At 49.2% G+C, this 12,372-nt stretch carries 8 protein-coding genes; all 8 read left to right on the top strand.

All coding sequences use genetic code 11. The features are described from left to right. The first annotated feature begins 2 nt into the window (after nt 1–2). The 8 genes from Q0L26_RS02785 (at nt 3) to Q0L26_RS02820 (ending at nt 12,359) form a co-directional block, all read left to right on the top strand. Complete coding sequence (locus tag Q0L26_RS02785) at nt 3–221, top strand: hypothetical protein (RefSeq protein ID WP_296647059.1); 219 nt, start codon at nt 3–5, stop codon at nt 219–221. Nucleotides 222–471: 250 nt separating this feature from the next. After that, nucleotides 472–1,488, top strand: coding sequence for a hypothetical protein (locus tag Q0L26_RS02790; RefSeq protein ID WP_296647062.1), 1,017 nt, complete (start codon nt 472–474; stop codon nt 1,486–1,488). After that, a complete protein-coding gene (locus tag Q0L26_RS02795; RefSeq protein WP_296647064.1) occupies nt 1,485–3,068 on the top strand; it encodes a hypothetical protein in 1,584 nt (527 codons plus the stop codon). The genes Q0L26_RS02790 and Q0L26_RS02795 overlap by 4 nt, the downstream gene beginning before the upstream one ends. A 4-nt stretch (nt 3,069–3,072) precedes the next feature. After that, nucleotides 3,073–4,752: an NERD domain-containing protein gene (locus tag Q0L26_RS02800; protein WP_296647067.1), complete on the top strand. Its 1,680-nt coding sequence runs from the start codon at nt 3,073–3,075 to the stop codon at nt 4,750–4,752. After that, entirely contained in the window at nt 4,745–8,206 is a 3,462-nt protein-coding gene (locus tag Q0L26_RS02805; protein WP_296647068.1) for a helicase-related protein, read from the top strand. The genes Q0L26_RS02800 and Q0L26_RS02805 overlap by 8 nt, the downstream gene beginning before the upstream one ends. After that, a complete protein-coding gene (locus tag Q0L26_RS02810; RefSeq protein WP_296647071.1) occupies nt 8,206–10,059 on the top strand; it encodes a DUF1998 domain-containing protein in 1,854 nt (617 codons plus the stop codon). Before Q0L26_RS02805 ends, Q0L26_RS02810 begins: the two co-directional genes overlap by 1 nt. 119 nt (nt 10,060–10,178) lie before the next feature. Then, the gene (locus Q0L26_RS02815) at nt 10,179–11,060 is read left to right on the top strand and encodes a Dam family site-specific DNA-(adenine-N6)-methyltransferase (protein WP_296647074.1); all 882 of its coding nucleotides are present in this window, start codon (nt 10,179–10,181) and stop codon (nt 11,058–11,060) included. After that, nucleotides 11,061–12,359, top strand: coding sequence for a hypothetical protein (locus Q0L26_RS02820; RefSeq protein WP_296647076.1), 1,299 nt, complete (start codon nt 11,061–11,063; stop codon nt 12,357–12,359). Nucleotides 12,360–12,372 lie beyond the last annotated feature (13 nt).

A 12,372-nucleotide genomic window follows, 5' to 3' on the forward strand; every position in this document is an offset into this window, starting at 1 on the left:
TCATGAAAAAAGTGCTTGGTTTGGCGATGGCGGCTGTGTTTATTGCAGCCCCAATCACTGCTGCTCAGCCGGCATTGGCTGTTGATCAGGTTTTTATTCACGATGTGAAAGCCGGGCAGTTCTGCAAAAAAGCTGACATCGGCAAAAAGAAAATTGCAGACAATGGCGCTCGTGTGAAATGCGTCAAGGATGGCAGCCGTGCGCGCTGGAAGCGCATCTAAGTAAGTTCGAGAGTTGAGGCCCTGGCGGATTCGCTGGGGCCTTGACTTATTGTCTGGTTAATTTTCTTAATGGCATCATTCACCCAGTCGAGGCAACCGAGCCGAAACTGCAATGTTCGGGGACATGCTTCGCAAGTGAAGCACGATGGGCAGATTCCCAATCATTTTTACCGCTTGTGGAATCAAATCGAAATGTTCGTCTGTCAATAATGTCTGACTGCAATGCTATCTTTAGCCATTGGGGGGAACTATGAAAATCGAACTTAAGCCAATAGCGCCTGGCAGTGATTGGGTCGAAGCTGGTGCCTGGTTTAAGTCGTTTGTAAATCTCGGAGTCCAACTCGCGGAGGCGACCGCTTCGCCTAATTTTCACATCAACAAAATTCTTGTAGCGTGCCCGAAGCGAGAATTCGTCTCGGCAGCATTGGCTTTCGGTTATTCAATTCAGAAATTTCGATCAGGTCAGACGCTCCTTAAGAATGTTGAACTTGAAGCCGTATTTGACCTAGAAACGGGTCAAATCCTAAGAATCGAGAGGAAGCCCGGCCTGGGCAGTTCAGATTTGCACATTCAGGATGTCGCCCTCGAGTCTGTAACGTCGGCAAATTCATCTGAAGTAACGTCTGTTCGAATCACGATTCAGGCAAATGGCAGTCAGACGCCGTTCATGGTGCTGGAACGGTCTCGCATCGCGAGCCTTTCAGTTCTTCCAATGGGTTTTCCAACTGGTTTGCACAAACTTCCGGTTCCGCCCGCCGGCAAACTCAGTCAAGAAGTACCAGCAATACGCTGGAACTCACAAGCCTCACCTGGACTGGTTATTTATGGCGAGGTCGATTATTTCCGCGAGCAGGCCTCTACAGGTGTGCGGTACGCACCCATGCAAGCAGTCCTTGGCACGTCCGAAACGATTCTCGAAGACATGGGGCGGATCGATTACGCAGAAAATAAGTTCCCGCATTTTGTGAATCTATTCGAACCGGTGAATTCCTTCCCTAAACTCAGCGATTGGCCACATAGTTTGCCGGGCCTATGCGAATGGGTGGTCTTGGACGGTAATCGCGCCTCGACCAAACTTTCTGCAAAAGAGGCACTCATTGACCGACGGGTTCTGTCTATCGTCGAAATGGGCATCCCCAGGTCTCAGGGCAAAGCATTGGCAGCTTTCACAGAACAAACGGCTAATCTAAAGCGCGTTGATGCCTCGACCCTGCTGGCATGGACACCACCAGCCGGAGTGCAAATTTGGGCTTGGAGCAACAAATGACGAATCTCGTAGAGCAAGTTAATCGCCTTTACCTAAATGCTGCGGAAGCCGTGGCTGTTCCGAAATCATGGAAAATCGATTTTTACTCAAGCCCCAAAGGCACAGAGCTAGCGACGCAATTAGCCGAACTTAGACGATCGTCATTTGATTGGCAGGACGCAACCTTTTCCAATCTCGCAATCGCCCTCAACGTAATTAAGACATATTCAAGATGCCTTCTCGCCGGCGAACCAATGGGCGACTTTTGGACGAACGAACTTTCGGCCCTGGAGAGTGAAATCTTCGCCACTCGAAACTACCTCCCGGCCTCTCAACTAGCGTCACTCGAGCAACTTCTGAGCTTCCTTCGACAGAACATCGAAGAGATTGCACGACTTCAGTCCGAGAGTATCCGCGCCGCCGTTGACGCTGTCGATGGCCGGGTCTTACTTGTCCCCGAAACGGCGAGGCTTAGGCATAAAGCAGATGACTGGGTCGCTTCACATGGACTGAGCGACAAAGTCACAGTGCATTCTTTAAGAGATGTGAGAATTCAGCTCTTTGAACCTTTCGAATTAACCCTCTTCCCTTCATCGCCTTCCGCTTATTTGAACAGAGAACAATTTGCATCACACCTACGTGCACTTCTCCTAACTGGCATCACCCCAAAAGCTACTTTCGTTAGCCCCGATTGGTTCATGTTCAATCGAGACCTTCAACTTGACAGGCACCTGATGCCAGGATTTGAGTTGGCCAACTTGCCACCGGTAGAAATATCTACACCGCTCCACGTGGACATCTCGCTGGTTCCGGAAGCACCTACACCTTCGGATGTATTTGAGGACTGGATCCCGCGCCACGCCTCAGGAGACTACGCAACCTATGAATCAGGGGGAGACCAATCATGCCGAGTCATCGCCATTGGCGAAGAATTGGTTTTCCCGGTAGAAGCAGATTCGAAGAAAGTTTCGGTTTTTGAGTTCAACGAGAAGGCAGATGCATGGCAAATAGTGTTCAAGAATCCATTCAAAGACCTTCACCCAGGAGACTATCTAGTCGCGTGCGTCGATAGATCTGAATCTCAGGCTTTGCGCGAACGCGCTGCTAAAGACATGGGCGACGATTTTCATCGTTATGTGTCATCACAGATTCATTGGAAAGGGCTTCTAAAAGCAAAGATCGCACAACTGGGAATCAGCACAGTCGAGGCCGAGCTAAAAGGCGCCGGCGTGGAAAAATACAGCCGTGCGCGCAACTGGGTGGACGAAGAACAAATTGACCCCTTATTAAATCGAGATTTCGAAGTCCTACTTCATTGGCTAGGGCTTGGCAAGTCGGAAGCAAAACTTGTGATGGAACTGGCGAAATCCATGGATGGTGCCCGCATTCAAGCTGGCAGGAATGCCGGCAATGCCATTGCTCAGAGTCTTGATGAACAGGAGTTGTTGGCTCTGGATAAAGGCCAGGCACTTGAAGTAACCCTTGAAGACCATGGAGATGCTACGTACCTGCTGGCACCAATCATGGGCGTCGGCGATGACGTGATTATGTTCAGGAGTTCACAAGTTAGGCGCGTCGTTGCAGGAAAGTTTGAGGTCTAATAGCTTGGAAATCACACCAACTTCATTTTCAGAACACCCCAATGCCTCCCCAGGCGAGCGGAAAATATTTAAGAAACTCAGGGACAGCGAGAAAGGCAGGGACTGGATAGTCCTGCACAGTTTGGATTTGTTAAGCCATGTAACCAAGACTCAATCCGAAGCCGATTTTGTAGTCTTTATACCTGGAGTCGGTGCACTCGTCTTAGAAGTGAAATCTGCAAAATCAATATCCCATGGGCCTGCAGGTTGGAAAATCGGCAATAAGGTCGAACAACGAGGCCCTTTCAAGCAAGCCAATGAAGCAATGCGTTCGATAATGGAATATTTGGATGAAGTTGGTGTCGGCTACCAAGATGTACCTTTTGTGTATGCCGTCTGGTTCACAGACATAACGCGTAGTGGCATCCATGCATCTATAGCTTGGCAGGATGAGCAGATACTCTCATCGGAAGACTTAGCCGGTGACATTGTGGACGTGCTTTCGAACGCAACAAAGAGGCTAGTTGCTGGGCTAAAAATGTATAAGCCCCTTCAACTGGCTCCACAAAGCAAGTTGAAGCAAATTTCTCAGGCTTTGTTGCCGCGCTTCACTGCATATCAATCCCCCATTGCACGCCAGAAAGAGGTGAAAGACTTTCTGGACTCGGCGCTTCAAGAACAACTCGAAATGATGAAGCTTGTCGGCAGCCTGAAGGCCGTCCTACTTCCCGGCATGGCCGGCACAGGCAAGACTCACATCGCTCTACAAGCTGCTCGCCAAGCGCATGAACGTGGAGAACAAACGCTCTTCCTCTGTTACAACAATATGCTTGCCCAGCACCTAAGGGGCCTTATGGTCAATTTCCCTTCAGTGAGGATTGTTTCTCTACACGCCTTACTGCTCGAGATAGCCGACATTTCGGTCCCGAGCGATGCAAATCAAGACTTCTGGGAGCACACACTCGTCTCAGAGGCTCTTAAGAATGCCGTCCAATTCGCTGAGGAAAATCCTTTTGACACGCTTGTTATTGATGAAGCACAGGATATTGGCACAACCGACTACTTGGTATTGATCGATGCCCTTTTGAAGCATGGGCTTGCTGGTGCAAAGGTTTTGGCTTGTGGTGACTTCGAAAACCAAGGCGTTTACCTATCCGGCAAGGAAAGCCTGGCCAACTACGTAAGTGCAATACCTGGATTGCAGGTTCTCTCGCCGCTGCTAACCAATTGTCGTAATACGCAAACTCTTGGGGATTACCTGGTTGCCTTGTTGAGAATGAATCCTGAGTATGACGCGTACAGGCGCGAAGATTCAGATAGCAAAGTAAATTCACAAATTGTGAGTTCCGAGGCCAAATTCGGCTCCGTCTTGAGCAATGAAATTTACGAACTTACTCACAAATTCAGCCCTGAACACGTCGTTCTCCTAAGCGCACAAAAACAACTCCTTATCGCTTTGGCGGAAAGGTCGAAGATCGATTACACGGAGCTTCGAAACCCTCGGCCTGGGCGAATTCGGCTAGGGAGCATCCAAGAGTTCAAGGGACTCGAAGCGATGGCCGTAGTGATAGTCGAATTTGATTCACCTAATCCTTCGCTAACGGAAACGTTCTACGTTGGTGGGACAAGAGCATTACACGACTTCACCTACATAATCACGGAAACAAAACATGATGCACTAGTGCAGGGAGCTCAAAATGGTTAATCAGCCTCAAAAGCCAGAGACTGCGCGGGAAACGATCTCAAACTACTTAGTTGAACAGATTCTCGGGCCCACTGAATTTTCTTTGTACACCGGCGAGCCTTTACCAGCGCCGGGTTCCGACGGCAAAGTGCATATTGAGAAGGAATCAAGTCCTCGTGCTTTTCATGACCCTGAAACGGGCTTCCCTATCGTCCAGTATTCCCGTCCAAAAATGGTTTTTGGAACTGGCATTCTTCACGCACCACGAGAGGAAGAAACTTCCACGCCTAATGAGTCCGAATCGGGCCCTCAGACAGACGCACCGAGGGATGCTTTCGTAAACGCTCAAGTTCCGGAATCTACGGGAAACTTGACCACTAGTGATTCGGACGAATCGTCAATCGATGAAAGCCAGAAATACCGTCCAAGCGCAATGGGATTCACAGCACAGTTCACCAATCTTGGCGATTTTGCATTCGAGTTTGAAATCGCTGGTTCAACTTACGAAGAGATAAATGTCCTAATTGATGGCAAAAGAACCGCGAAATGGTATCGCCGCAAGGCACACTCCGAGAAAGTTCTTGTGCAATGGAGCGAAATTTCGAACCGACGAAATGCTCTCGTACCTAAACCAATTCCAGGGGCAATTGGAGAAATTGCAAACCTGCAGCTTAGATGGCGCGAAACTGGTGGACAGGACATTACTGGCTCGACTATCAAGGCTCTCACCGCCGTAGTAGCGCATAAAGGCGTTGAAGAGGACAAAGAGCTATTCCAATTCTCGATGTCGCTCAAGCTGAACGGAGCTGCTTCTTTCGCATCCGTTGATGCGGCCAGACTTCTTGATCGAGAGAATCAAGAAGATCAAGAAATCGAATTCCTGTACCGACACATTGGCAATTACGCCTACGGACACGGCATCGCCGTGGACTGGGAAGAACTGGACGGGGCACCGCCTTCACAGGTAACGACTGCAGTAATTCCATCCTTTTACCAGGAGCGCTTAGAGACAAGCATCTCTGGCCTTTCGATCAGGATGGATGAGTTGGCCAAGTTTGAACGGATTTCTGCTCGGGTGCCTCTGGAGGAACTAGTCACTAAATACGAACAGTGGATTGGGCAACAAGACTCAATTCTTGCGGTTTTAACTGGTGACCAACTAGCTATCGGCAAGCGCCTAATTAGCAAGAACAGGCACATTGCCCAGCGAATGCGCAAAGGCCTGGCAATCCTGTTTGAAAATAAGGATCAACGAATATTTCAGGCATTTCAACTCGCAAACAAGGCGATGTACCTTCAGCAACAAAGAGGGCTTATCCCTGAGCGAAAAATCATAGATAAAAAAGGGGCTCCGATTCAGTATCCACCTATCGTGGAGCCAGATCCGACCGAGTATGGAACCTGGAGGCCATTCCAAATTGGCTTCATATTGATGGCAATTGCTGGGATTGTTGACCCAAGCAGCGAAGATCGGGATGAAGTCGACCTTATATTCTTCCCAACGGGTGGTGGAAAAACCGAAGCGTATCTTGGTGCAGCTGCAATTCAAATCATATATCGACGACTATGCGACAATGCCCACCACGGAGTCGATGTTCTAATGCGTTACACACTTCGATTGCTAACCGTCCAACAGTTCGAACGAAGCTCTGGACTAATCGTCGCACTCGAGCACATGCGTCGGGCACAACCAGAGGTGCTAGGCACTGAGCCAATTTCAATTGGTGTTTGGCTTGGAGGAGACACCACGCCAAACAGGCGCAGTGTCGCAGTTGAGATTCTAGAAGCAAAGGCTAAGAAATCTGAACCAGCTAATCCCTTTGTCCTAAAGAAGTGCCCTTGGTGTGGAGCTAAGTTCGCTCGCCGAGAATCTGACAAGAAATGGATTGGTTACAAAAAGAGCACCGAAGGTATTGAGACTCTGCTTTTCATTTGCGGTGATACAAGTTGCGAGTTCAGCCGCGAAAGCAAAGCACTTCCAATTTGGATTACTGATGACGATGTATACGACAACAAGCCTTCATTCGTGCTCGGCACTGTCGACAAATTCGCTCAGCTATCTTGGCAGCCAAAAGCGAGAACTCTTTTCAATATTGGTGATGATGGAGTTAGGGTTGGACCACCTCCGGGCTTGATCATTCAGGACGAGCTGCACCTAATTTCCGGACCATTGGGTTCCCTAGTTGGGCTTTACGAAGGTGTTATCGAATCGTTTTGCACGGACTTCAGAGACGGCGCAGGGATCAAGCCAAAGATTATTGCCTCTACTGCCACGACACGACGATATGAATCTCAAGTGCACAGTCTCTACGCAAGAAACAAAGTGACCTTGTTCCCTCAGGCTATATCTCGAGCAAATGAAACATTTTTCTCATCTGTGAAGCGAACAAATGGAAAAGCTGATCGCGGCACCCTGTATTTAGGTATCAACCCAGCCACATATGCAACTGGTCAGTTAGCCACATCCCAAGTAAGCGCCTTCCTGTCGCAGGCCCCTAGCGCATGGGACGGGCCGGCAGAAGAGATTGACTACTACTCGACCTCAATGTGGTTCTTCAACAGCCTTAAAGAATTGGGGCAGTCTCTAACGCTTCTGCAGTCGACAGTCGTTTCACTATTGAACGCAATGTGGAGGGAAGCAAGGCTCCCAAACAGCAAGACTCGCTCCCTTGAACCGATTATGGAACTTACTGGTCGCATTTCCTCAAAGGAAGTATCCACAGCTCTAGATGACTTGAAGAGGTCCAATTCAGAGAATGGTTTCGTAAAAACATGCCTAGCTTCCAGCATTATGGAGGTTGGCGTCGATGTATCCCGATTAGGTCTACTCACGATTTATAGCCAGCCTAAATTGACAGCCCAATACATTCAGGTTTCAGGCCGTGTTGGACGAAAGCCCGAAAAGGGTCCTGGTCTAGTTGTAATGCTATACAACTCGGGGCGAGCTCGCGATAGAAGCGTTTACGAGCACTTTGGTGTTTTCCATAAACGCCTATACGCACAAGTGGAGCCGCTTAGCGTCACGCCATTCGCAATACAAACGATGGATAAAGGCCTCCGTGGCGCGCTAATTGCGCTTTACCGAATTTACAGCCCGATCGAAGCAAGTCCGACCTATTTGGACGAAGCTGTTTTCGATCGAGTTGTAGAAATACTCCGTGCCCGTATGAAGTTCCTCAAATCGAGCTTTACCCGACTTGATGACTTTGAAAGGCAAGTCCAAGATTTCAAGAATGAATGGATCCAATACAGGCCAATTCAGTGGGTTTACGACTGGCTGCAAGAGCAACCGGATAAGCAGTCAACCAATGCCTCAACGGCGCTTCTCCGTCGCGGGGCTAGGCCACTCGGTGATATCCGTGGAGACAGGTCAATCACCATTCCACAATCGATGCGTGATGTTGACGGTCAAACGAAGGTAGAAACGTCGTCGAATGTTTATAGTTTTGATTCAACTTTAGGAGGCCAGGCCTAATGGTCGAAAACAACGTGAGACAAAGCAGTTTGATTCTTGGGGGTGGGCCTGGTTCACTCACGGTCCTAAGAGATGGTTCAACAGCGCTTATTCCAGGTATCGACGCCTGGTACGTGACCCCGAAACGTCAGAAGATTGGTGAAAAACAAAGACAGAGAATTCCAAATGACGTGATCCTGCGAGACCCATTGCTTGCAGCAAACTTAGGTGTCGATCACTTCGTTTTGCCTCCGGCCGAAGGCGTATCAGAAGAAGATGACTCCGACTACCTGGACCTCACACTTTTTCCATCTTGGATGATTTGTTATTCCTGCAACAGGATGCGCAAAAACGAAGGACCCCGTCCAAATGAGTGCCCACATTGCATCTCAGAAGGCAAGAAGGGTCGAAGAATGGTTCAAACCAACTTTGTGATCGCGTGCGAAGACGGCCACTTGGACGAGTTTCCTTGGGTGGAATGGGTCCACAAGGGCATACGAGGCGCCTGTCCGAATCCAAAAAATTTGATTTTCAAGGCCAATGGCGTTGTGGAACTTAGAAGTCAAAAAATCGAGTGTCTTGCTTGTGGCTCTTACAGGGACCTTTCCGGCACCAACACCGCAAACCCAGACGGCACTACTGATCTTTCACTGAATCTCCAGCGCGGGTCTGAATTCCTTTGCAAAGGTTCAATGCCCTGGTTGCAAACTCACCAGAAATCAGGTTGCCAACGACATGTGCGAATGGTTCTAAGAAGTTCAAACAACATTTATTTTGCAACTACGGTCAGTTCCATTTTGGTTCCCGAAAATAATGGCGGAGCATCAAAAGCCGTTGAACGCCTTCTAAAAGACCCCAAGAAGGGGAAAATTCAGGCTTACTTGGATACTCCTCCTCGAAATAACTACCCCCTAGTTGCCCAAATGGTGCTGATGAATGACCCGAACTACTATGAGGGTTTCACTGTCGACGAACTAGCACAGGGCCTGCAGGAGGCATTCGGCAAAAACCCGCCTCCTCCAAAAACTGACTCAGAGGAAGTCCCGCCATTTGACAGAACCCCCGAATGGAAAGCACTAATCTCGGCAAGGGAAGAAAGAGATTTAGTTGTTAGGCCCGTCCCCGGTTACGGCAACAACAATCTAGGGATAAGCGACGTGAACGCCGTGCCTCTCCTGCGGAAGACGACCGCGCTGAGAGGCTTCAGCCGTTTGTTCTCCAAAGATGTAACGGCTTCCATGGGCCGTCAGCTTTTGCGCCGCGACCCAATTAGGTCCTGGCTGCCTGCAATCCAGCAGAGTGGCGAAGGCATCCTGATCACACTCGACAGTGAGAAGCTGAACAAATGGGCGGCGCAAATCGGTGTCCAGCAAAGAATCCAACTAATCCAAGACAAACTCCTGAAGAACAACAGGACTATCCCGGGCGGTGAGGCTGAAGCCAAGTTCATACTTCTGCACACGTTCGCCCACGTGCTTATTCAGGAACTCGTAATCGAATGTGGCTATACCGCCGCCGCCCTCGCCGAGCGAATCTACTCGAGTGGCGACAAGAATGGAATTCTCATTTACACCGCGTCGGCATCAGCTGACGGCACAATGGGCGGACTTGTTGAAATGTCTTCCCCGGAGAATCTGCTTAAGGCAGTTTCAAATGCCGTGACAAACGCGCGCTGGTGTTCAAATGACCCTGTTTGTATGGGCGACACCACTCATGGAAATTCAGGCTCAAATCTCGCAGCTTGCCACAACTGCTGCCTACTCCCAGAAACAGCCTGCGAGCATTTCAATGCTGGCTTGGATCGAGGGATGTTGATAGGCGACAGTTCTGGCGCTCAAGATTTCCTTGGATACTTTGATTTCATATCGCGATAGTGCCGACTAGGTTTATGGGGCCGTATACCTGAATCTTTCAAGCGGGGCAAGAACTAAATGTCTGAGGCTCGAAATAAACTGTAAGCAATGATCCAGAAAGACGTGACTTGGCCAATTTAATGACTTCGCAAGGTAATGCGCAAGCTACGCCGTTCCTCAAGTGGGCTGGAGGAAAACGCGTTCTAGTCAAGCAAATACTGCAGTTTGTCCCCAACGATGTCGACGAGTATTACGAGCCTTTTCTGGGTGCCGGTTCGCTCTTCTTTTCACTGCCTGCAGAAACTCCAAAAATCGTATCTGACTTCAATGCCGAATTGATTTCTGTTTACGAAACTATCCGGGATGACGTAGACGGGCTCCTACGGGAACTTAGGAAACGGACCAATTCGTTAGAGGATTACCTCGAAATACGAGATTGGGACAGAAGCCCCTCGTTTGCACGTCGCTCCAAGACTTCTCGAGCTGCGCGCTTTATTGCCCTGAATCGTCTCGGTTTCAACGGACTGTACAGAGTCAACAGCAAAGGCCAATACAACGTTCCTTATGGTCACCCGAAGAAGGTTGATCTCCTGATGGAGGACAACCTCAGGGCAGTATCAGCATTCCTAAGCGAGACAGACTCAGCTGGTCGCCCAGCTGTTGAATTCCATACAGGGGGCTACAAGGACATTCTGCAGAACGTTTCGAACCCACGAGCGTTAGTGTATTGCGACCCGCCCTATCACCCTACGACTGCAACCAGCTTCAAGAGCTACACGCGCGACGGCTTCAACGAAGAAAATCAAATTGAACTCCACGATGAAGTAGTTCGACTTACCAAACTTGGCGTTCGTGTCTTACTGAGCAACTCAGACACGGAGTTCATTCGAAGGCTTTATTCAGAAAAGTTCTTTACTGTCAACGAATTGGTTGTTAGACGTGCGATTGCGGCAAACTCGGAGAATCGCGGGCTTTTCACTGAAGTGCTTATTGACAATTTCAAGGCAATCCGAAGGAGCTAAGTGACTAAGTCGGGGGACAACTGGAAGTTCCTGTTTGAGAAATACAGAATTGCAGAGCATGTCGACAAGCATGGTTACTTCGATATTCTCGCTTCTCAGTTCAAGGACAACCACCTGGAGGCGCGTCTCCACACGAAGGTTGATCACTCGCACCAGTTGCCTCCAATCATGAAGGCAACTGGGACCTCGATTCTCACACTCACAAATTCATCATGGCGCATCGGTCGTTTTGAGATTTTTGAGAAGCTCCCCGCCTGGACCACACCCGACCATACTGTCAAAACTAAATCCCTGCCTTCGTGGCTGGAGTCACTAACTCGTAACGGGATTACCGGCGAAGGTGCTTTAGTCAATGCTGCGGCTGCGGCCGACATTCTGAATGATTTTGCCGGCGAAGCGCTGCTCCCAACCATAACTGGCAAAGGGCGATCGGCGACTTTTGACTTCACAGCACGAAATACCTATGGCGGGTCAACACCAATCAATGTCAAAAGTGCTCAGATAGAAGTTGATGCAGGATTTGAAGGTAAAAACGCACTAGTCCTACTCGAAGCTAAACGCCACTTGTCCTTGGATTTCAATGTAAGGCAACTTCTATATCCGTACTTGACTTTCTCTAGTCGAGTAAAAAAACCCGTTCGCCCGATGTTCATCACACTTGCAAACGATGTTTTCGACATCACAGAATTTGCCTTTGACGATCCGACTGAGCTTTCTTCAATCCGCCTAGTGGCGTCTTCAAGGTACATGCTGACGGACTCCCATGTGAGCGAGAAGGAAATTCTTCAAATCGCCCTGGCAATTGATGTTGGTTCGCATAATAGGGTGTCCCGGGATGCGCCATTCCCACAGGCTGACGACTTTGAGCGAATAATCGACATGACTGAGTTTGTTGCCGCCGAGCCACGATCAATCGAAGACATTACAAACCTCTACGAGTTTTCTGCCCGGCAGTCTGACTATTATTTCTCCGCTGTTCGTTATCTTGGACTAGGCGAGATAGTTCGAGGTTCTGATGGACTCCAATACAGGCAAGCTACCTCGCTAGGTTCCGAAATTTCGAAAATGCCTTATGCAGAGAAACGCCTTGAGATGGCCAAGTTAGTTTTGCAAATACCGGCACTTCGAGAAATATATCTTGCATATTTCGACAGCCTAACCATTATGCCAAGGGCAGCGGCAGAGCGGGTGCTAGAGAAATGGAGTCGCGATGAAGGAATCTCTGGAGCCACAATAGTACGTAGAACGCAAACGATACTGGCTTGGGTTAGATGGTTGATTGGTTTTGGTAAATCTTAGCCCAGCATTGCCA

Source organism: Rhodoluna sp., assembly GCF_024641065.1.
In the GTDB taxonomy this organism is placed as follows: Bacteria; Actinomycetota; Actinomycetes; order Actinomycetales; family Microbacteriaceae; genus Rhodoluna.